Source organism: Megamonas hypermegale (assembly GCF_900187035.1).
In the GTDB taxonomy this organism is placed as follows: domain Bacteria; phylum Bacillota; class Negativicutes; order Selenomonadales; family Selenomonadaceae; genus Megamonas; species Megamonas hypermegale.
This window is the reverse complement of record NZ_LT906446.1, coordinates 781,429-804,136: the sequence shown is the minus strand read 5'-3', so window position 1 is coordinate 804,136 and position 22,708 is coordinate 781,429. Positions and strand designations below refer to the sequence as shown.

At 33.2% G+C, this 22,708-nt stretch carries 16 protein-coding genes; 10 read left to right on the top strand and 6 right to left on the bottom strand.

What is annotated here, in order from left to right; translation table 11 throughout:
* The first annotated feature begins 49 nt into the window (after positions 1 to 49).
* The 3 genes from smc to CKV65_RS03750 all read left to right on the top strand — a co-directional run bounded on the left by smc (position 50) and on the right by CKV65_RS03750 (position 5,156).
* Positions 50 to 3,610 (top strand): chromosome segregation protein SMC, encoded by a 3,561-nt coding sequence (smc, locus tag CKV65_RS03760; RefSeq protein ID WP_027889593.1) that lies wholly within the window; start codon positions 50 to 52, stop codon positions 3,608 to 3,610.
* Positions 3,611 to 3,614: 4 nt separating this feature from the next.
* On the top strand, positions 3,615 to 4,541 hold the full coding sequence (gene ftsY / locus CKV65_RS03755) for a signal recognition particle-docking protein FtsY (protein ID WP_027889594.1): 927 nt from the start codon (positions 3,615 to 3,617) through the stop codon (positions 4,539 to 4,541).
* A 120-nt stretch (positions 4,542 to 4,661) separates the two neighbouring features.
* Positions 4,662 to 5,156 carry a hemerythrin domain-containing protein gene (locus tag CKV65_RS03750; RefSeq protein WP_027889595.1) on the top strand — a complete coding sequence of 165 codons (495 nt, stop codon included), beginning with the start codon at positions 4,662 to 4,664 and terminating at the stop codon, positions 5,154 to 5,156.
* 61 nt (positions 5,157 to 5,217) lie between these two features.
* Here the strand turns inward: CKV65_RS03750 and CKV65_RS03745 are convergent, their stop codons facing one another.
* Both CKV65_RS03745 and CKV65_RS03740 read right to left on the bottom strand, forming a co-directional pair.
* On the bottom strand, positions 5,218 to 5,934 hold the full coding sequence (locus tag CKV65_RS03745; protein ID WP_027889596.1) for a thiamine diphosphokinase: 717 nt from the start codon (positions 5,932 to 5,934) through the stop codon (positions 5,218 to 5,220).
* A complete protein-coding gene (locus tag CKV65_RS03740; RefSeq protein WP_027889597.1) occupies positions 5,927 to 6,814 on the bottom strand; it encodes an AraC family transcriptional regulator in 888 nt (295 codons plus the stop codon). The genes CKV65_RS03745 and CKV65_RS03740 overlap by 8 nt, the downstream gene beginning before the upstream one ends.
* Before the next feature lie 146 nt (positions 6,815 to 6,960).
* Between CKV65_RS03740 and scpB the strand changes: the two genes are divergently transcribed.
* Together scpB and CKV65_RS03730 are read left to right on the top strand one after the other, a co-directional pair.
* Positions 6,961 to 7,569 (top strand): SMC-Scp complex subunit ScpB, encoded by a 609-nt coding sequence (gene scpB, locus CKV65_RS03735; protein WP_027889598.1) that lies wholly within the window; start codon positions 6,961 to 6,963, stop codon positions 7,567 to 7,569.
* Between the two features lie 225 nt (positions 7,570 to 7,794).
* Positions 7,795 to 8,091: an Abi family protein gene (locus CKV65_RS03730; protein ID WP_027889599.1), complete on the top strand. Its 297-nt coding sequence runs from the start codon at positions 7,795 to 7,797 to the stop codon at positions 8,089 to 8,091.
* Positions 8,092 to 8,139: 48 nt separating this feature from the next.
* On the opposite strand, the gene mutL is transcribed toward CKV65_RS03730, so the two are convergent.
* The 3 genes from mutL to miaB are packed head-to-tail and all read right to left on the bottom strand — an operon-like array spanning position 8,140 to position 14,054.
* Positions 8,140 to 10,035 carry a DNA mismatch repair endonuclease MutL gene (gene mutL / locus CKV65_RS03725; protein ID WP_027889600.1) on the bottom strand — a complete coding sequence of 632 codons (1,896 nt, stop codon included), beginning with the start codon at positions 10,033 to 10,035 and terminating at the stop codon, positions 8,140 to 8,142.
* The gene (mutS, locus tag CKV65_RS03720) at positions 10,032 to 12,719 is read right to left on the bottom strand and encodes a DNA mismatch repair protein MutS (RefSeq protein WP_027889601.1); all 2,688 of its coding nucleotides are present in this window, start codon (positions 12,717 to 12,719) and stop codon (positions 10,032 to 10,034) included. The genes mutL and mutS overlap by 4 nt, the downstream gene beginning before the upstream one ends.
* Before the next feature lie 3 nt (positions 12,720 to 12,722).
* Positions 12,723 to 14,054 carry a tRNA (N6-isopentenyl adenosine(37)-C2)-methylthiotransferase MiaB gene (miaB, locus tag CKV65_RS03715; protein WP_197695393.1) on the bottom strand — a complete coding sequence of 444 codons (1,332 nt, stop codon included), beginning with the start codon at positions 14,052 to 14,054 and terminating at the stop codon, positions 12,723 to 12,725.
* Positions 14,055 to 14,481: 427 nt separating this feature from the next.
* Here miaB and brnQ point away from each other — a divergent pair, with 427 nt between their 5' ends.
* The 3 genes from brnQ to CKV65_RS03700 all read left to right on the top strand — a co-directional run bounded on the left by brnQ (position 14,482) and on the right by CKV65_RS03700 (position 19,184).
* Positions 14,482 to 15,831 (top strand): branched-chain amino acid transport system II carrier protein, encoded by a 1,350-nt coding sequence (gene brnQ / locus CKV65_RS03710; protein ID WP_027889603.1) that lies wholly within the window; start codon positions 14,482 to 14,484, stop codon positions 15,829 to 15,831.
* A 28-nt stretch (positions 15,832 to 15,859) separates the two neighbouring features.
* On the top strand, positions 15,860 to 17,467 hold the full coding sequence (locus CKV65_RS03705) for an amidohydrolase (RefSeq protein WP_027889604.1): 1,608 nt from the start codon (positions 15,860 to 15,862) through the stop codon (positions 17,465 to 17,467).
* Positions 17,468 to 17,732: 265 nt separating this feature from the next.
* A complete protein-coding gene (locus CKV65_RS03700) occupies positions 17,733 to 19,184 on the top strand; it encodes a nicotinate phosphoribosyltransferase (protein WP_027889605.1) in 1,452 nt (483 codons plus the stop codon).
* A gap of 59 nt (positions 19,185 to 19,243) precedes the next feature.
* Here the strand turns inward: CKV65_RS03700 and CKV65_RS03695 are convergent, their stop codons facing one another.
* Positions 19,244 to 20,134 (bottom strand): DMT family transporter, encoded by an 891-nt coding sequence (locus CKV65_RS03695; RefSeq protein ID WP_027889606.1) that lies wholly within the window; start codon positions 20,132 to 20,134, stop codon positions 19,244 to 19,246.
* A 583-nt stretch (positions 20,135 to 20,717) separates the two neighbouring features.
* Here CKV65_RS03695 and groES point away from each other — a divergent pair.
* Together groES and groL are read left to right on the top strand one after the other, a co-directional pair.
* The gene (groES, locus tag CKV65_RS03690) at positions 20,718 to 20,999 is read left to right on the top strand and encodes a co-chaperone GroES (protein ID WP_027889607.1); all 282 of its coding nucleotides are present in this window, start codon (positions 20,718 to 20,720) and stop codon (positions 20,997 to 20,999) included.
* A gap of 57 nt (positions 21,000 to 21,056) precedes the next feature.
* Entirely contained in the window at positions 21,057 to 22,685 is a 1,629-nt protein-coding gene (groL, locus tag CKV65_RS03685; RefSeq protein ID WP_027889608.1) for a chaperonin GroEL, read from the top strand.
* The last annotated feature ends 23 nt before the right edge of the window (positions 22,686 to 22,708 follow it).

Below are 22,708 nucleotides of genomic sequence, written 5' to 3'. Positions count from 1 at the left end.
TTAGTAAATATTTGTTAACTATATGTAATATTAAACAGGGGGTGAATTTATGCAACTTAAAAGACTTGAAGCATACGGTTTTAAGTCTTTTGCCGATAAATTAGAAATAGAATTTGATAAAGGTATAACGGCAATTGTCGGACCAAATGGCAGTGGAAAGAGCAATATAACTGATGCTATTCGCTGGGTACTCGGTGAGCAAAATGTGCGAAATTTGCGTGGCAATAAGGCAGAAGATATCATTTTTACGGGTAGCAGTACAAGGCGACCGCTCGGTGCGGCAGAAGTTTCTATCACATTTGATAATAGTGATGGCAGATTGCCTCTTGATTTCCAGGAAATAATGATAACAAGACGAATTTTTCGTTCTGGTGAAAGCGAATTTTTAATCAATAAAACGAAGTGTAGATTAAAAGATATTTATAATTTATTCGCTGATACGGGACTTGGTAAAAATTCCATGAGCGTTATCAGTCAAAATAAAGTCGATGAAGTTTTAAATACGAAACCAGAAGATAGACGTTATTTCTTTGAAGAATGTGCTGGTATTACAAAATATCGCGACCGCAAGAAAGAAGCTTTGCGCAAACTCGATAATACGCAGAATAATGTTGTGCGTTTAAATGATATAGTCAGCGAAATTGAAAAGCAACTCGGTCCACTTAAAGAACAATCAGAAAAGACACAGCGTTATAATACGATAAATAAAGAATATAAAGATTGTCGTTTAACACAAATCCTCTATAAATATGAAAGCCTTAATAATGAAAATAAAAAGTTTGAAACTGAAATAAACGATTATGAAGCTAAACGCGCTACGCTGGAAGCTAGTGTATCCGTTTCAGAAGCAGAAAAAATAGCTAAGCAAAAAGCAATCACTGATTTAGAAAAGAAGTTGCGCAGTTTGGGTGAAAACAATCAAAAAATTCATGAAGAAATCGAACGCAGTAAAAATCAATCTACATTATTGCAAGAACGCATTCGTCAAAGTTGTCAATCTCAACAGCGTTTGGAAGAGAGACAAACACAAACTTCTGATGATTTGAAAATCGCTAAAGCTGATAGTGAAGAGTTGAAGCGAAAAGTTGCCATTGCTAATAATACGGCTGATAAATTAGAACAGTTGTTGCAAAATGAAAATGCAGAATTGCAAAAATTAGAAGATGCTATAAAAGATAAAGAAAATGAATTAAAAGCAAGGCAAGAACAGGAAAATAAGCATCGCAAACAAATTGAAGAGCAAAATCAAAAATTATTGTTATTGCAACGCGATTTAAGCGATATTGAGCAAAATATTGAAAATCAACATAGCGCACATAAGCATGCAATTAATGAAAAAATAGAAAAAAATACTGCTAAGGAATTGCTTTTAGCTGATATAGATAAGACAAAAGCTAAGTTACAGGCAAAGCAAGATGGAATATCATCCCAGCAAGATAATTTAAAAGAATTGACTGCTGAATGTAAAGAAGCGGAAGGTATAATGGCGGAAATGCGCCAAAATATACGCATGGCAGAAGAAAAAGTTAAGTTCTTCCAAGATATGCAATCTTCATATGAAGGTTTTGGCAAAGCTGTAAAACGCGTGTTAAAGGCTAATGAGCCATGGCGCAAAGGAATTTGCGGTGCTGTAGCTGAACTAATTCATGTAGAAGACCCATTTATCACTGCTATTGAAACAGCTTTGGGCAATGCTATGCAAAATGTCGTTACGAATGATACAGAAACGGCGAAAGCGGCAATCAATTATTTAAAGAAAAATAAATTAGGTCGCGTTACTTTTATGCCACTAACGACAATTCAAGAACATAGAAGTAAACGAACTGAAATCGAAGCTGGCAAATATGGCTTTATCGCTTATGCTGATGAGCTTGTCGATATAGATAGTGAATATAAGGTAATCACTAAATCGCTACTCGGTCGAATTTTAGTAGTTGATGATGTAGATAATGCGTTAAAACTGGCTAAATTGTACGATTATCGCTTGCGTATCGTAACGTTAGAGGGTGAATTATTGCAACCTGGCGGGGCTATTTCTGGTGGGAGTTCTCAAAGCAAAGAAGCAGGATTTTTACATCGTGCAGGAGAACTGGCAGAATTAAAAGATTTTCTCACAAGTGAACGAAAAGATTTAAAAGAACGCAAAGCAAAATATGAAGATGATGAAGCTAAGCGCCAAGCTTTAGCAGAAAATATAAATTCATTGCAAAAAGATTGGCAAGAACTCTCATTATTATTAGCACAGAAAGATGTAGAGTTAAAACAATTAGAGCTTTGGTTTAATGAACAAGAAAATGTTTTGAAATCCATTGATAACCGCATTTCTGCTTTAATAGTTAAAAAGACAGCATTAGAAGTGGATATCGAAAATCAAACGGCAATCATCGCCGAAATGAAACAAACTATTGGCGAAAATAAAGTTTCATACGATGATATTCAAAGCGATATTGAAAGTTTAAAAACGGATACGAAAATCAAGCAACAAAAAATCATGCAAAGACAGATTAGCTGTACAGAAGCTCGACAAGAAGTAATTCGTCATAATGATAAGATAAAAATATTATTAGGGCAATGTGAGCGATATCAGACATTTTTAGAAGATAGCAATAAGGAAATGGCTAGCTTGCAAAAAGTAATTGATGACAGTTTAGCAGAACTTAAACAACTCGAAAATTCAGCTATTAATCTTGAAAAATTAAAAACTGATGGCAAAAATGAATACGATATGCTCTATAAGCGTCAATTAGGCTTTAGAAGTGAATTGTCTGATATGGATGAAGAACGAGCTAAAATTGCTGATAAGGTAAATGTGCTCAAAGATAAAATTCATAAATGTGAAATAAATACGGCGAAATTAGAAACAGAAATCAAACAGTGCATTAATCAATTACAAGAAGAATATTCTCTTTCACCGGAAGAAGCTTTAATTCATCGCTTAGATATTGAAGAAAATGAGCTTAAATCAAAGCTGAAAAAATTAGAAAAAGAATTAAAAGCAATTGGTGCAGTAAATCCAAATGCTATAAATGAATATGAATCTTTGAATGAACGATATACATTTATGACAAAGCAAATTGATGATTTAATCAAGGCTAAAGAAGATTTACTTAAAATCATCGAGCAGATAGATAAGACGATGTCGAGTCAGTTCGGTACTGCTTTTGAGCAGATAAAAATTAATTTTAACAATATATTTAAGCAACTTTTTGGCGGTGGCAGAGCGAATTTAATACTCACGAATAAAGATGATATCTTAAATTCAGGCATTGAAATCGAAGTAGAACCACCTGATAAGAAACCACAAAGTTTGGCTGTTCTCTCTGGCGGTGAAAGAACACTCACTGTTATCGCATTGTTATTTGCATTTTTCACATACAATCCTGCGCCATTTAGCGTATTAGATGAAATTGACGCACCACTTGATGAAGCAAATGTAAAACGTTTCGCTAAGTTTTTGAAAGAATACGCTCAAAATACACAGTTTATTTTGGTTACACACCGCAAAGGAACGATGGAAGCTGCTGATGTCATGTATGGTGTAACCATTGAAGATGCAGGTGTATCAAAATTGATTTCTGTAAGATTAGAAGATTATAAGGAAAGAGGCTAAATCTATGGGATTTTTTAGTAAATTAAAAGAAGGACTCACTAAAACACGTAAAACATTAACTGAAAAAATCGAAAAAGTCATTATCGGTTATGCTGATATAGATGATGATTTATTAGATGATTTGGAAGATGCTTTAATTCAGGCAGATGTAGGTGTTAAAACTTCCCTTAAATTGATGGATGATGTTCGTGCTGGTATTAAGAAAAAAGAAATTAATACACCTGAAGATTTAAAACCGTTTTTAATCAAACGCATTACAGAAATGCTCAATGAAGGTAATGATGAAACTCGCATTGCACAAAGTGGGCCGACTGTAATTCTTGTAATCGGTGTAAACGGTGTAGGCAAGACTACAACAATTGGTAAACTCGGTCAATATTATAAAGAACAGGGAAAATCTGTGATGTTTGCTGCTGCTGATACATTCCGCGCTGCTGCGATTGACCAATTAGAAATCTGGGGACAACGTGTAGGCGTTCCAGTTATCAAACATGAAGAAGGTTCTGACCCAGCGGCTGTAGTATTTGACGCTGTAAAAGCTGCCACAGCTAGAAAAATAGATATGCTCATCATTGATACAGCAGGTCGTTTGCATAATAAAGCAAATTTAATGACGGAATTAAATAAAATTCAGCGTGTAATCAAGCGTGAAATCGCTGATGCACCACATGAAACTTTGCTTGTACTCGATGCTACAACTGGTCAAAATGCTATAAATCAAGCAGAACTTTTCACTAAAGCTGCACCGATTTCTGGTTTGGTTTTGACAAAACTTGATGGCACAGCTAAAGGTGGCGTAGTAATCGGACTTAAAGCTGAATTATCTATGCCTGTAAAATGGATTGGCGTTGGTGAAGGCATTGATGATTTACGTCCATTTATCGCTAATGATTTTGCTGCTGCATTATTCGATATCAAAAAAGAAGATTAATTTGAAATAGGCTATCACTAATATGTGGTAGCCTATTTTTTATATTGTTGTAAAAACAACATACATGATGCTTGATGTTATTTATAATAAAAGTAATATTATATTAAGCGAGGGAATTTTATGTATATATTTGAAGTATTATATAAAGAACATGAAAATATTCATGCTTTTACTGATAAATTAGAACAAATGGCAATTAATTTCATGGAAAAAAATGAGATTTCTTTTGAAGCGTATGAAGAAGCTATTAATTTTATTAAAACGTATGCGGATAAACGTCACCATCAAAAAGAAGAACAAGTATTATTTAAAGCTATGTTAGAAAATCTCGGTGAAATGGCTAATAATTTGATAAATCATGGAATGATAGTTGAACACAATTTAGCTAGATTATATGTATGGGAATTGGAAGAGGCTTTAAAAGCATATAAACAAGCGCCAACCACTGTTTTAAAATTGAAAATTTTAACGACTATTATGTCTTATGTCTATTTGTTACGTCGCCATATTCATAAAGAAAATAATGCTGTATATCCGTATGCAAAGAAAAACTTGCCTAAAGATTTAATTGAAAAATTGGATTTAGAAGCAAAAAAATACGATGGAGTATTGTAAATAAAAAAACTGCAATAAATTAAGGTATTAATCACCTTGTTTATTGCAGTTTTTTATATTGTTAATTATTTTCCCAATAGAGATATACACCGAGTAGTCCTTTTTTCAATGATACCCAAATTGTATTTTCACGGCTATTAACTTCATTGCTGACAGCATACGGAAGATTGTTATTAAGCATCACTTGGTCAAGTGGCCAGTAAACACCGTTTATGCTAACACCGCTACATTCACCGGATAACGGCAATAAAGATATCGCTTTTGGTTGCTTGTTAAAACGCAAAGTAATATTATCTTCATCACGCAAGAAGAACATCACTTCATTTTGGTCAGCAACACAGCCACGAATTTTATCTTTATTAAAGCCTTGTAGACTGAAAACAGCGCTGAAAGCATGGTCAAAACGACCGCCCCAAGCACCTGTCATAATGACAACGGCTTCATTATACTCTGCTTTTATCATTTGCAAGGCTAATTGTGTATCAGTTACATCTTTTTTAGTAGGGACTTTAGTGATTAAAGCACCGTTATCCATAGCCCATTGCCAACCTTCAGAAGATGCACTATCGCCATCGCCGACAAGTTGGCAAGGCACACAACCAGCTTCTTTACAGATATCTACACCGTGGTCTGCACACCATAACGGTCTATTTTTTATGATTTCTTTTAACCAACTTTTTGATGGAGCTTGTCCACCACTAACTAATACAACTTGATTTTTAGGGATTTCGTAATTGAATACAGCTTGAAGCTGTGGTAATTCTAAAATTTTAGTCATTAATTTGAACCTCTTTATAATCATTTGATGTTGTTGTTATAGATTTTTTAAATTCACGCGGTGATTGTTTGAATGCTGTTTTAAAACTGCGACAAAATACAGAGTAATCTTTAAAACCACAATCAAAACAAATCTGCGTCAAGGGTTTACCATTTTTTATATATTCTTTAGCTGCTAAAAGCCGTTTATTTAATATATATTGATGGATACTGTAGCCCGTTTTAGATTTAAAACGACGCATTAAGTAGTATTTGCTGACAAAAAATTGTTTAGCTATCTGTTCAATATTGAGTTCACTGTATAAATTTTGATTGATGAAATTGAGCACCGCTAAAATATTTTCATCATATGAAACAAGATGCTTTGTATTGATATTTTTGTTATCATTGATGATTGCACGATTTAATAATATCATAAATTCTAAAAAGATTATTTTAGTATAAATTTTATTAGCAAAAGCGGTATCTTTAAAAGAAGCTTCTAATTTATTTAATTGCAATAAAATATCATTTGTTTCAATATTATCAAGGTGCATTACATAGGAATGATTTTGTTTAGCATAATTAAAGCAGTGCGCAAGATTGCTATCTGTACTACTTTGTTTTTCTAAAAAACCAGGATTTATATAAATAACAATTCGTTCATATTGCGTATTTTCATCAACAATAGGATAATGAACGCTATTGTGTGGAACGAATATCATATCATATGGAAAAAGTTGATACGATTGTGCTTCAATTACATAAGTAACTTTTCCACTTAAAAATAAGATGATTTTATCAAATTCATGATAATGTGCTTTAAATTTTAATTTTTGTATATCCTTTAAATGAAATATTTTTAAATAAGATGTTAGATATCCCTTTTTTTCATATTGCATAGTACACCTTCTTTAGTATATAAATATAATAATAGATAATCAGATATTTTGCAAAAGATTGTTTTATAAAGGGTTGAATTAATAGGCAAGAGTTATCTTTTCTGTTAAAATAGATATAATATCAAATATAAAAGGAACGAATTATATTGAACGAGGAACGAAAAAACGAATTAAAAGCAGCAATAGAAGCTATATTATTTGTATCAGGTGAAGCAGTGCCAACTACAAAACTTGCTAATACTTTATCGATATCGAGCATTGAACTCGATGAATTAATCGTTTCATTGCAAGAAGATTTACAGAAAGAAAGTAGTGGACTTGCACTTATAAAAATAGCGGGCGGTTATCGTTTATGTACTAAGGCAAAGCTTGCGCCTTATTTACAAAAATTCACCCAGATTGTCGATAAAAAATTATCACAACCATTGCTTGAAACATTATCTATTGTAGCATTTAAACAACCTGTAACAAAACAAGAAATCGAAGAAATACGTGGCGTTAATTCTGATAAAATTTTGCGCCGTTTAGTAGAACGCGATTTAATTCAAGAAATCGGACGAAAAAAAGTTATCGGCAGACCAATTTTATATGGAACGACAAATTTATTTTTGCAATGTTTCGGATTAAACGATTTAAAAGATTTGCCAGAATTGCCAAGTACAAGCTATGCAGAACGTGAAAAAATTTATCAAGAATCAAATCTATTTTCAAATATGGAAATCGAAGACAAAGAGAAAGAAAGCACTGAGGAGTAAGCTCTCAGTGTTTTTAACTTTGCATAATGAAAAGTTTATAATAATTAAATTCATTTATAAGTAATAGCTTTTAATAGTAATAAATAATGTATTCAAAAACATTTTTTTCTTGACAATATCTAATATAAACTTTATAATGGAGACACTTGAGACGAGCTCCGGTATCTCTACGGGGACCGGCGCGGGAAAAAAGATTTCTCCATTAAATTGGAGGAGGCTTTTTTTTTGAAAAATTTTAAAACTATTGATGAACAAATTCAAATTCTTCTTGAACGTGGTTTAATAATTAACGATATAGAAAAAGCTAAGCTGTATTTGCTTTCTCAAAATTACTACAACATTATCAATGGTTATGCCAGTTATTTTCCTCGTGATGGTGAATATGCTACAGTGCATAATAGACTTCGTAAAGAATTTAATCACTTAGATAATAGATTAAAGAGTATTTCCATTAATGATATTCTTGATAAACTGAGATTTCCTTTGGATTGGCATAAAAAAACGAATAAGATAACATATTAATAAATAAAAGGAGCAAAATACCTCAATAAAGGTTTTTGCTCCTTTTATTTATTGTACACGTTTAAACATTTTTTCTAAATCGTAAGTGCTGAATTTTATAATGGTTGGTCTGCCATGTGGACAGGTATAAGGTAAAGTCGTATGTGCCAATTCGTTTAAAATAATTTTCATTTGGGTGATATTCAATATATCGCCAGCTTTAATAGCGGCTTTGCATGCAGTCATGGCTAAGCAAGAATGACGAATTTCTTGCGGTGTAGGTGCGTGAAGTTGCATCAATGAATGAAGTATCTCGCGAAAAATCGATTCTGCATCGCTTTCTTTGATATCAGCTGGTATTTCTTTTAATCTGATTTGATTTTGTCCAGCGAGTTCTACATTAAAGCCAAGTTCGTATAATGTCTGTTGATATTTTTCAACTAAATCAATTTCTTGACTGCCTACATCTAAGAATAAATGAACTAATAACGGTTGAACTGCTATCTTATCCGTTTGTTTAGCGAATTTATCATATAAAATGCGTTCATGTGCCGCATGCTGGTCAATTATATACATACCACCATTTGGTCCCTGTGCCACGATGAAACAAGCATCTATTTGACCTATTGGGATTAAATTGCTTGCTTCTTTGACATCTACTTCACAAGAATTTGATTTCATTTGTGGTGTATTATTATCAGGTTCAGCAGAAAAATCAAATGAAGCTTTATCCTCTTTTACTTGATTAAAAGTATTTTCTTTTGTTGAAGTAGTTATCGATGGATGTAGTATTTCTTGTGCCTTGTGAAAATCCTGCATAGATTGTTTTGGTTTTGATGAAAATTCACTTGATGTAGAATGATTTGCTGTAAATAAAGGTGTTTGTTTTGGAGTGATTTTTGGTGGAATTGATGGTTTTTCCTCTATATGCAGTGCTTTATCTGCAATCGGTACAGCAAAATCGCTTAATTGTTGATTATTGCTAGGTTTAATCGCTTCTAAAATAGCCGTATACACAGCTTTAAATAAACGGCTTTCATCTTCAAATTTCACTTCTGCTTTTTGCGGATGAACATTTATATCTATTGTACGTTTATCCAATTCGATATTTAATACAACAAATGGATAACCAGATTTCGGCAAAAGTGAATGATAGGCGTTGTCAATCGCTTTATAAATAACACGGCTGGTGATAATACGCCCATTTACAATTAGAGTTTGCCATGAGCGAGAACTGCGAATGATAGCTGGTTTAGTTATAAATCCAGTTATTTTTATGTCTTCATCAATGTATTCTACTGGTAACAATTCTTCGCTAACTTTTGCGCCATAAATACATTCAATAGCATCGTACAGTGAATTATTGCCAGGTGTAGTTATTGTCATTTTATTGTTGTTAATCAATTTAAAAGCGATATGTGGTTTAGAAAATGCTAATTTAATGATGAAGTCATTTATTTTATTAGCTTCTGTTGTAGTCGTTTTGAGAAATTTTTTACGTGCTGGTACATTAAAGAATAAATCTTCTACTTTTATCGTTGTACCGATATTGCAACCAACATCCTCAATTTCATCAGTACGACCACCATTCACTTTTATCACTGTACCTAAATCGGCATCTTTGGGACGAGTCATCAAACAAAAACGAGATACAGCGGCAATAGATGGAAGCGCTTCGCCACGAAAACCTAATGTATTTATCTCCATCAAGTCATCTACTTGCTGAATTTTGCTCGTAGCATGGCGTAAAATGCAAAGGCGTGCGTTTTTATTGTCCATACCTATACCGTTATCTGTAACACGCATAAAAGAAGTGCCACCTGCCATTATTTCTATTTCAATTTTATCGGCTTGGGCATCTATGGAATTTTCTACTAATTCTTTAATAACTGAAGCTGGTCTCTCAACGACTTCACCAGCAGCTATTTTATCAACTGTAACATCGTCTAAAATATGAATTGTCATAGATTATCCTCTTGTTTCGCTTGTTGCTGAAGTTCATATAATTTATTCATAGCATCAAGCGGTGTCATACTCATTAAATCCAATTCTTTTAATTGAACAGAAATACTAACACCAAATAATGTAGGCATTTCTGCTACCTGTAAAAATTTCAATTTATTTTGATGTGTTTCTTTATCAGCTTTAGGCTGTGCATATTCTATCGTTTCAGGTTCAGATTTTTCTATAGTGACTTTTGGTGCGACTTCGACTTCATTTGTATTATCTACATTTGAAGTTTTATTTATATTTGTATCATTTTGTTCTAAATCAGCTAAAATATGTTCAGCTCTTTTTATCACATTGTTAGGTAAACCAGCCAATTTTGCTACATGAATGCCGTATGATTTATCGGCGCTGCCTCGAATAATGCGGCGCAAGAAAGTAACTTCTGTGCCTTTTTCTTTTACTGCTATGCAGTAATTTTTTACATGTACATCATCTTCAAGGTCAGTCAATTCATGGTAATGTGTAGCAAATAATGTTTTAGCACCGATATTATCGCGAATGTGTTCAATGACAGCTCGCGCAATACTCATGCCATCATATGTGCTCGTACCGCGTCCGATTTCATCTAAAATGACAAGACTATCTTTAGTCGCGTATTTTAAGATATGCGCTACTTCATTCATCTCTACCATAAAAGTGCTTTGACCGCTGACTAAGTCATCACTAGCACCAATACGGGTAAAAATTTTATCTACAGGGCAAATTTCAGCTTCTCTTGCTGGAATGAATGAGCCGATTTGTGCCATCAAAGTGAGAAGTGCTGTCTGGCGCATATAAGTTGATTTACCAGCCATATTTGGCCCAGTGATAATCATGATTTCATTTTGTGCATTATCAAGGCAAGTATCGTTTGGTACGAATAAATCACGTGATAAAATTCGCTCTACGAGTGGATGGCGTCCATCTTTGATATTTATAACGCCACCGTCCACTAATTTGGGTCGAATGTAATTATATTCTGTAGCTGCTTGTGCTAAGCTCACTAGTACATCTAAAATAGCTATTTCATGTGCTGTATCTTGAATGGAGCTGATTTTTGTCTTTAAAACTTCTCTAATCTGTGTAAATAAATTGTATTCTATCTGTACAATTTTTTCTTGTGCACCGAGAATTTTTGTTTCAAATTCTTTTAATTGCGGTGTGATATATCGTTCAGCATTAGCTAATGTCTGCTTACGGGTATAATAATCTGGAACTTTTTCTGTTGAGCTATGGCGGACTTCAATGTAGTAGCCAAAAACTTTATTATAGCCAATCTTTAATGATTTTATGCCAGTTTTAGTTTTTTCGTCCTCTTCCATTTGCTGTAATAAACGTTTGCTATTGCGAGCAATATTGCGGTATTCATCAAGTTCAGCATTGTAACCGTCTTTTATAAAACCACCTTCACGAATGGAAAATCCTGGGTCTTCTACAATAGCTCTATCAATCAATTGTACTAAATCATCATAGAGAAAAATCTTACTATCGATTTTTTGCAACAATGAAGCTGATAATTTTGTTAATTGTTCTTTTACAGCAGGAAGCACACGCAATGAACTTTTTAGTGCATTCATATCACGAGCGTTAGCACTGCCAATTTCCATGCGTGTCAAAAGGCGTTCAAAATCATATATGTCTTTCATTATTTCACGCAAATTATTGCGAGCTGAAAATTCATTTACGAGATTTTCTACAGCATCAAGACGAGCGTTTATGCGTTTTTTGCTGAGCAGTGGATATTCAAGCCATTTACGAAGCAAACGGTTTCCCATAGCTGTTCTAGTAAAATCAAGCACATCGTAAAGAGTATCTTTTTTACCACCATCACGCAAATTGCGAGTTATCTCTAAATTGCGCAAGGTATACGTATCGATAAATAGAGATTTAGAAGCATCTAAATATGTCAAACGGTTTAAATGGCTTAAATCCGTCTTTACTGTATCATGTACATAATCTAAAAGCGTAGCTACAGCTTTTTTTACCATCTCATTTTCAGGACGATTTTGAGCATCAAAATGCTGAATTATGCGGTCATCAATATTATTGGATACGCTATCTAATTCATTTACAAGACAATTTGACAAGCGCAAATCTAAGAAATCGTGCAACTGTTTTTCATATGAAAATGGTTTTATAAGTAAAAGTTCAGGCATCATTAAACGGTAGAGTTCATCTAATAATAATTGACAACGGTCTGCTCCATCGTATATGCCATAAAAACATTCACCAGTAGTGATATCCGCTCCAGCTAATACAATTTGCTGATTTTCTTCATATATTAAAGTGATGTAGTTATTTTTATTGCCACTCAAAGCTGATTCACTCATGACTGTGCCTGGTGTAACGATTTTTATAACTTCGCGTTTTGTGAGTCCTTTAGCTTTAGGGTCACCGATTTGTTCGCAGATTGCCACTTTATAGCCACGATTTACGAGCTTATTTATATACGGTTCAGCAGAATGGTAAGGCACTCCACACATTGGAATGCCTTCACCTGCTGTACTTCTTTTTGTCAAAGTAAGTTCTAACTCTTTGGAAACGAGCAACGCATCATCCATGAACATTTCATAAAAATCGCCTAAGCGAAAAAATAAAATTTGGTCTGGATGAGCATTTTTTACAGCTTGATACTGTTGCATCATTGGAGTGAGTTTCAAAATTTACGCCTCCAATTCGCCTTTTAATACCCAAGTCTGCGGATGAGTTATTTTTACTTTTACTAAATCGCCCACTTTTTCATCTTTATGTTGCCATAAAACGATTTTATTTGTACGTGTATGGCCAGTGTAAACTGTTTTATCAGTTTTACTTGGACCTTCTACCATTACTTCTACAGTTTGATTTAATAGTTTTTCATTTATTTCAAGGCTGATTTCATTTTGTAAATCCATCAATTTATGCAAACGGTCTTTTTTAATCGCTTCGGGAACTTGATTTTTCATTGTAGCTGCTGGAGTACCAGAACGTTTAGAATAAACGAAAGTGTATGCTGCATCATAGCGAATTTCTCTTAAGAATTCGAGCATTTGCGAAAAGTCTTCATCTGTTTCACCTGGGAAACCTACAATTAAATCAGTGGTGAAACTAGCGTTTGGAAAATCACGACGAATTTTAGCGATGAGTTCTTTATAATAAGCAGTAGTATAACCGCGGTTCATTGCTTTAAGCATTTTATCTGTACCATATTGTACCGGCAAATGGAAATGTTCACAAACGTGTTTGCTATTTTTTATTGCTGCAATTACTTTATCAGTTAAATCGCGAGGATGAGAAGTCATATAACGAATGCGTTCAATGCCTTCAATTTTATCTACCATAGTTAAAAGGTCGGCAAAATCAGCATCATTTCTATCTTTACCGTATGAATTTACATTTTGTCCAAGCAGTGTTACTTCTTTTACACCGCTTTGTACCATTTTTGTGATTTCAGCTACAATTTCTTCTGGTGCACGGCTACGTTCACGACCGCGAACGTATGGCACGATACAATAAGTGCAGAAATTATTGCAACCGTACATGATAGGCACATACGCGAATAATGAATCATTTTTTGCTGGTTCAACATTTGGTGGCATATCATAATCACCAGCTAATTTAACGATATGACCGCGAGATGTGTAAATTTCTTCTAATACAGCTGGTAAATCATACATTTTATTTGTACCTAACACGAAATCGACATGTGGTGCTTTTTTAAAAATTTTGTCGCCATCTTTTTGTGCCATGCAACCAGTTATGCCAAGTATTAAATTTGGATTTTGTTGTTTTAAATGTTTTATTTCACCGATTTTACCATAAATTTTCTTTTCAGCATTTTCACGCACACAACAAGTATTTATTATGATAATATCTGCATCTTCCATCTTATCTGCTGGTTTATAGCCCATACGTTCTAATTGTCCAGCAAAGCGTTCACCATCAGAAAAATTCATCTGACAGCCATAAGGTAATATTTTATATAGTAATTGTTTATTATCTAGCAAAAGATACATCCTTTCTATAAATAATCTAAAACAAATTTAAATAACTAAGATAAGAATAGCCACCAGCTAATTATTACTGGTGGCTATCTCCACAATAAAACAATTATATCATTTTCTAAAATGGACTTCAATACTTAGTCATTAAGAAGCTTTTTGGTATAATTTTACAAATAAAATGTATTAGTATCATTTAAATTAATTATCTATTGTTAAATCAAAAATCATAAATAAATTTATTTTATAAAAATCAGTTCCTTTAAAATGGATATTTTTATATATTTATACTACAAATGTATATTCTTAAAAGAAAAAATATAGATAAAAATTTATTTTGAATATTTCATTGACAAGATGTATGACTTTGGTATAATTATACGATAAAGATGTTAGAGTGATATATTGAATGATGAAATGTGTATTAGGAGTGATTTATTAGATGAAAAAAAATATGAAAAAAGATATTTTGGTTATGGGTTTTGCCATGTTTGCCATATTTTTTGGCTCAGGCAATTTGATTTTTCCGCCGATTATTGGTTTAGCATCAGGTGAACAAGTTGGTTGGACAATAATTGGACTTGCACTTACAGGTATTTTATTTCCAATGATGGCATTGGCATCTGTAGGAAATGTTGGCTATGGCTTGCATGATATGATGAAACATGTCAATAGTTGGTGGCATTATTTATACATGGGTTTAGGTTTATTAGTCGTTATCTTCGGTACAATTCCAAGATGTGGCGGTGTTGCATTTGAATCTGGCATGCAGGGAATTTTTGGCGAATTACCACTTAGTGCAAGAATAATTTTTTTAGCTGTATTTTTTGCTGTATCGTATTATTTTGCTATGAACCGTTCTACTGTTATTGATAAAGTTGGTAATTATTTAACACCATTATTGTTAATAACATTATTGGCGATTATCGTTTTAGCCGTTGTAAGTCCTATCGATACATTACATAGCAGTTCAATTTCAACAGCAAAAGACTCTTTCTTAAATGGATTTTTTACAGGATATAATACTGGTGATGTTGGTACAGGCATATTATGCGCTGGTATGTTTATTGCTGCTTTTCGCGAAAAAGGCTATCGCACTAAACAAGAATACAATAAAATGATGCTCGGTATTATTATTGTAGGTTTTATTTTATTGTTCATCGTTTATGCAGGATTGGCATATTTAGGAGCTCAAGGCGTAAATTATTATGGTTTAGATGTAAATGCTACATTCTTATTAACTGATTTAGTAAAAAATTTGGCTGGCTATGAAGGTAGCTGTATTTTATCTATCGCTGTTATTTTAGCTTGTTTAACTACTGCTATTGGCATGATTGCAACTACTGGTCAATGGATAGAAGGATGGTCTAACGGTAAAATTTCTTATAAAATGGCTTCATTGATGATTACGCTTGCTATTTTCATGATATCTTGCCTTGGTGTAACTAATATTCTCAAAATTTCTGGTCCTATTTTCATGATATTGTTCCCAATGTCTGTTGTATTGACTTTCTTGGGATTGGGTAAAAAATGGGTACCGAATGATGGAGCTTGGAAAGGTGCTGTATGGGTAGCATTTATAATGTCTTTATTTGATGCTTTAAATTTAGCTGTTACAACAGGCTTATTAAATATAGATATTTCTGGATTAATAAGCGTTATCAATCAAATTCCATTAGCAAAACAAGGCTTTGCTTGGCTAATCCCAACTATTTTAGGCTATATCATCGGTGCTAGTGTTTATAAACTCAAGAAAAAAGAAAGCATCGCTTATGAAGTATGGAACAATTAAATTCAATTAAATCTGTGGAGAATATTTTATGAAGCAAAATAATATTATTTATGAAAATGGAAAGATTTTCACATCAGATGAAGCCAATCTTCATGCTGACAGTATGGTTGTAGAAAACGGATATATAAAGTGGATAGGAAAAAAAGAAGATAGACCGAATTTTGATTATCCTGTAGTAGATTTAAACAATGCTTGTGTATTACCAGGTTTTGTAGATGCACATATGCATCCTGTAATGCTTGCTGATTTTAGCAAAGAAATATCTGCTCTACCTCCAAAAGTAAATTCAATAGCTGATTTAATCAAAGAAATAAAATTAAAAGCCAATCAAATGAAAAAAGATAAAAAAGACGGCTGGATTTTGGGCTGGGGCTATGATGAAGGGAAATTTGCTGAAAAACGCTCGATAACTCGCTGGGATTTAGATGAAGGAACGACAGATTTTCCAGTATCCATTATTCGCACATGCGCGCATATAAGATGTGTAAATAGTAAGGCATTAGCTTTAGCGGGAATAACGAAAGATACGAAAGACCCCGAAGGCGGTCATATTGAGAAAGATGAATTTGGCGAACCTACTGGCATTTTAGAAGAAAATGCTAGAAATTTAGTTTTGCCTTATATCCCTGAATTAAATGAAGCTGAACAAGTCCAAAATTTAGTGGATTTAGGGGATTTATTGACTTCACAAGGCATTGTTGCCGTCTGTGATATGGGCAATTTGGATAAATACGATAATTACAATTATTATAAAGAAGCTATCGCTAAAGGTTTTAAGCAAGAAGTTGCCATGTATTATATGTGGGATTTCTTCATGAATGATAAAAATTTTGCAATCAGCAAAGAAAAACAAAATAATGATAATCAAGTATTCGTAGCTGGTTTAAAATTAATCAGTGATGGCAGTGTATCTGGTAAAACTGCTTGGATGGATAAACCTTACTTAAATAGCGATAGTTGTGGTATCAGTGTATGTTCTGATGAACAATTGGAAACGGCAATCGATTTTTGCAAACAAAATAAATGTCAATTATCTGTACATGCTATGGGAACAAGTGCTATAAAACGCATAGTAGATAGAGTTTATGCTGAAAAAGATTGGTTAAATGAAACTAGACCATATGTGAGAGTAGAACATATCACTTTGCCTAGCCAAGATAGTATCAATAAAGCTGTAGAAAAAAATATCGGTTTTGTAACGCAACCTATTTTCTTATATGCTGAAATAGAAAGTTATCTGCAAAATCTCGGCGAAGACACCATGAAAAAATGTTATCCAATAAAATCTTTGCTAGAACAAAACGTAAATTTATGTTTTTCAACTGATGCACCTGCCACATCTTGGGCTATACCATCAGACCCATTTAGCTGTATAAAAGGTGCTGTCACTAGAAAAGCATATGATGGCACTGATTGCGGAGCTAATCAAATTATTGATATGGAAACGGCAATAATCTTATACACAAAAAAATCAGCTCAAATAGCAGGTTTTAAAAATCTTGGTCAATTAAAAACAGGATATAAAGCTGATTTTATAACATTAGATAGAGATATCTTCGCTATTGCACCTGAAGATGTGGATAAAGTGCAAGTCGATAAAACGTATATCAATGGTGAATGTGTTTTTACTAAATAAATGTTTATTTAATAAATAATAAGAAAGAATTTCATGGTATCTTAATATCATGGAGTTCTTTTTTTGTTAGATTAATATAATTGATATATTTGTAAAAATTAGCTTATTTTTGGCAAAAGTATAGAAAATAACTACAGCTTGCTATATAATATTAGAAATACGGTTTTTATTTTTAACTATTTAAAATAAATTTATTACGTATTGTATATTAAGATATAGAAGGATTTATAATATTTTTTATTATAAATTTGAAAGGAAGTTCTTTATGAATTCAAAAAATGAAAATTTAGCCATGTTATGTGATTTCTATGAATTTACAATGGGAAATGGTTATCTGAAAAATAATTTACATAATAAAAATGTGTATTTTGATGTATTTTTTCGTAACATTCCAGATGATGGTGGTTTTGCAATTGCAGCAGGTCTTCAACAAGTAATCGAATACATTGAAGATTTGCACTTCAACGAAGAAGATATTGAATATTTCCGTTCTAAAAATCTCTTTAGCGATGATTTTATCGATTATTTAAAAAACTTTCATTTCACAGGTGATATTTACGCTGTACCAGAAGGAACTTGTATTTTCCCTCGTGAACCAATCATGACAATTAAAGCTCCTGCTATTGAAGCCCAGATTTTAGAAACTTTTGTACTTTTAGCATTAAATCACCAATCTTTGATTGCCACAAAAGCAAACCGCATTGTGCGCGCTGCACAAGGTAGAGCCGTATTAGAATTCGGTTCTCGCCGTGCTCAAGGTGCTGATGGTGCTGTAAAAGGTGCTAGAGCTGCATATATCGGTGGTTGCGCTGGAACTGCTTGCACACTTACAGATGAACTTTACGGCGTTCCTGCTGGCGGCACTATGGCACATGCTTGGGTTCAAATGTTTGATAGTGAATATGAAGCATTTAAAGCATATTGTGAAATTTATCCACACAATGCTGTATTGCTCGTTGATACGTATAATACTTTAAAAAGCGGTGTACCAAATGCTATCCGTGTATTTAAAGAAATGCTCGTTCCTCAGGGAATTACTAATTTTGCTATTCGCCTTGATTCTGGCGATATTTCCTATTTATCTAAACAAGCTCGTAAAATGCTCGACGATGCAGGACTTACAACTTGCAAAATCGTAGCTTCTAATGCACTTGATGAACATTTAATCCGTGATTTAATAATGCAAGGTGCACAAGTTGATACTTTTGGTGTCGGCGAACGCATGATTACATCTAAATCTGCGCCTGTTTTTGGCGGTGTATATAAATTAGTTGCTGTTGAAGATGAACAAGGCAATATCATTCCAAAAATCAAACTCAGCGAAAATACTGCAAAAATCACTAATCCACATTTCAAAAAAGTTTATCGTTTATACGATAATGAAACTGGCAAAGCTATTGCAGATGAAATTTGCTTACATGATGAAGTCATCGATAATACAAAACCACATGTTATCTTTGACCCAATGGCTACTTGGAAACAAAAAACTCTCACTAATTTTACAGTTAGAGAACTTCAAGTACCTATTTTCAAAAATGGTAAACGCGTATACGATAGTCCATCTATCGATAAAATCCGTGACTATTGCAAACGCGAAGTTAACTCTTTATGGGATGAAGTTAAACGTTTTGAAAATCCTCATCGCTACTATGTTGATTTATCTCAAAAATTATGGGATATCAAAAAAGAATTATGCGTTGCAAACTCTATGAAATAATCTTTTAATAAATAAAGGCATTTACTTTTATGTAAATGCCTTTTTATTTTATCGGGAATTTATTTTCTGCTAATTATCAATCCAATTAAAATTAATATCGTGCCAATTATTTGACCTGTGACTAATGTTTCATCGAGTAAAATATAAGCAAACCATAAAGAACAAACTGGTAATAAATATTGATAAAGTGCTGTTCTAGTTGAACCTATTTGACCAACTGCATATACCCAAATGATGTTGCATAGCCAAAGTGCAAATATGCCTGAATAAAAAACACTTATCCATGCTGAATTAGATAATGAACTAAAATCTATAGTTCGCATTTCTGGAATAGCTAAAATAAAGAATACTACGGCAGATATACTTATTAAATAACTTACTATTTGGCAACTAGAATAATTATTTAATAAATCTTTAGCATAAATTGTATAATAAGCATTAGAAAATTGACCGAAAACAACAATGAGTGTACCTATTAAATGATAATTAGAAAAGCTTATTTCTTTATTGGAACTAAAAATAATACTTAAAACTCCACTAAAAGATAAAATAATTCCTATGGTCATCATTTTAGAAAGTGGTATTTTCTTAAAAATGCGATTTAACAAAACTACAGCAAGAGGCATAATAGCAGAAGCTAGTGAAGCATTTCCTGCTGTTGTTTTAGATAATCCATATGTCAAACATATTTGTGTAAAGCAAAAACCGCATAAACTCAATAATATTAATGCTTTTAAATCATGCCAAGGCATCTTTTTATATGTGTGGGTTTTATAAAGCCATAACCAACAAAGAATACTAGCAATACTAAGACGTAAAGCATTATAAGTAAATGTACCAATTTCTGATATACCTATTTTTATCACTGAATTATTTGATGACCAAATTAAAACGACAACTAACATACTTATTTCTAAAAAATATTTACGAATATATTCAAATTTTCTCAAAACAAATAACCTTCTTTTGCTTATATATAAAAGCTATAAATTGGCTTTTATTATATACTCATGATATTATTTGTCAATAATTAAATGAGGTAATTATTGTTTTTAACTAATTTTGCATAAAAATACTATAAGGTAAAAATTTTATCGGGGTTTTATGTATTTTTATAACACAATTATTTAATATAATACACAATATAGTCTTACCTGTAATTTCATTAAGCATTAAGAGCATTTATTTTATTGATATTTAGTTTACTCACTAAATGAGTAGAAATATCCTAGTAATAAAATTTTATTTAATAGACTTAGAATGATGAAATTATATTTTGAGTGCTATAAAAGTGCTATTGATTTAATCTTTTTTGACTTTTCAATAATCATTCTCACTTTTTTGATAAACAAAATCCTTTTATTTCAAGGGTTTTTAAGCTTTTTAAAATAATTAATCAAAAAATCAAAAAAAGGCTTGATTTTTTTTTTGAAATTAACTACAATAATAACTGTGAGTTGGCACTCATCAATATAGAGTGCTAACAAAATAAAAATATGTATGAAATACTATTATATATAGGAGGAATATACAATGATTAAGCCATTAGGCGACAGAGTTGTTATTAAAGTTTCTGAAGGCGATGTTAAAACCGCAAGCGGTATCGTTTTACCTGACACTGCTAAAGAAAAACCACAAGAAGGCGTAGTAGTTGCTGTAAGCGAAGGCAAATACGTTGATGGCAAAAAAGTTGCTTTAGACGTAAAAGTAGATGACAAAGTTATCTTCTCTAAATACGCTGGTACTGATGTAAAAGTTGATGGAACAGATTATTTAATCGTTAGAGATAGCGATATCTTAGCTGTAATTGAATAATTTGCAGAAACTAAATAAACTTAACTTTAAATGTATATCCTAGGAGGTTCTTTTTAAATGGCTAAACAAGTATTATTTGGCGAAGAAGCTCGTCAGGCTCTTGGTAAAGGCGTTGACGCACTCGCTAATGCTGTAAAAGTTACACTTGGCCCAAAAGGCAGAAATGTTGTTTTAGATAAAAAATTTGGTGCTCCAACAATCACTAACGATGGTGTTACAATCGCTCGTGATATTGAACTTGAAGATCCATTCGAAAATATGGGCGCTCAGCTCGTAAAAGAAGTTGCTACTAAAACTAACGATATCGCTGGTGATGGTACAACTACTGCTACATTACTTGCTCAGGCTATGATTCATGAAGGCATGAGAAACGTAGCTGCTGGTGCTAACCCAATGATTATTAAAAAAGGTATCGAACAGGCTGTTGCAACTTTAGTTGAAGAAATCAAGGCCAAAGCTGTAAAAGTTGAAAGCAAAGAAGCTATTGCACAAGTTGCTTCCGTATCTTCCGCTGATGAAGAAACTGGTAAACTTATTGCTGATGCTATGGAAAAAGTTGGTAAAGACGGTGTTATCACTGTTGAAGAATCCAAAGGTATGCAAACTAACCTTTCCGTTGTAGAAGGTATGCAGTTTGACCGCGGATACATTTCTCCATACATGGTTACTGATACTGATAAAATGGAAGCTGTTATGGATGATCCATATATCCTTATCACTGACCGCAAAATTTCCGCAATCGCTGACATTCTCCCTATCCTTGAAAAAGTTGTTAAACAGGGTAAAGAACTCGTTATCATTGCAGAAGATATCGACGGCGAAGCTCTTGCAACTCTCGTTGTAAACAAACTTCGTGGTACTTTCAAAGCTCTTGCTGTTAAAGCTCCTGGCTTTGGTGACCGTCGTAAAGCTATGCTCGAAGATATCGCTATCTTAACTGGTGGTCAAGTAATCAGTGAAGAACTCGGCCGTAAACTCGATAGCGTTGAACTTTCTGACCTCGGTCATGCTCGTCAAGTTCGTGCTTCTAAAGAAGAAACTACAATCGTTGATGGTTATGGCGATAAAGCTGAAATCGCTGCTCGTGCAGAACAGATTAAAAAACAAATCGCTGAAACTACTTCCGATTTCGATAAAGAAAAATTACAAGAACGTCTTGCTAAACTCGCTGGCGGCGTAGCTGTAATTGAAATTGGTGCTGCAACTGAAGTTGAAATGAAAGATAAAAAACTTCGTATCGAAGATGCTTTAAATGCAACTCGTGCAGCTGTTGAAGAAGGTATCGTTGCAGGTGGCGGTACTACATTCATCGACATCCAACCAGCTCTTGAAAAACTCGAAGCTGAAGGCGATGTTAAAACTGGTATTGAAATTGTAAAACGTGCAATTGAAGAACCAGTTCGCCAGATTGCTAACAATGCTGGTCTTGAAGGTTCCGTTGTTGTAGAACATGTTAAATCTGCTGGTGCAGGCGTTGGTTACAATGCTCTTATCGGCAAATATGAAGACATGATTGCTGCTGGTATTGTTGACCCTGCCAAAGTAACTCGTAGCGCTCTTCAGAATGCTGCAAGTATTGCTGCTATGGTTCTCACTACAGAAACAATCGTTGCTGATAAACCAGAAAAAGCTGAAGTTCCAGCTGCTGGTGCAGGTATGGGCGGCGGAATGCCTGGTATGATGTAATTTAAAACATCTTATCAAAAATC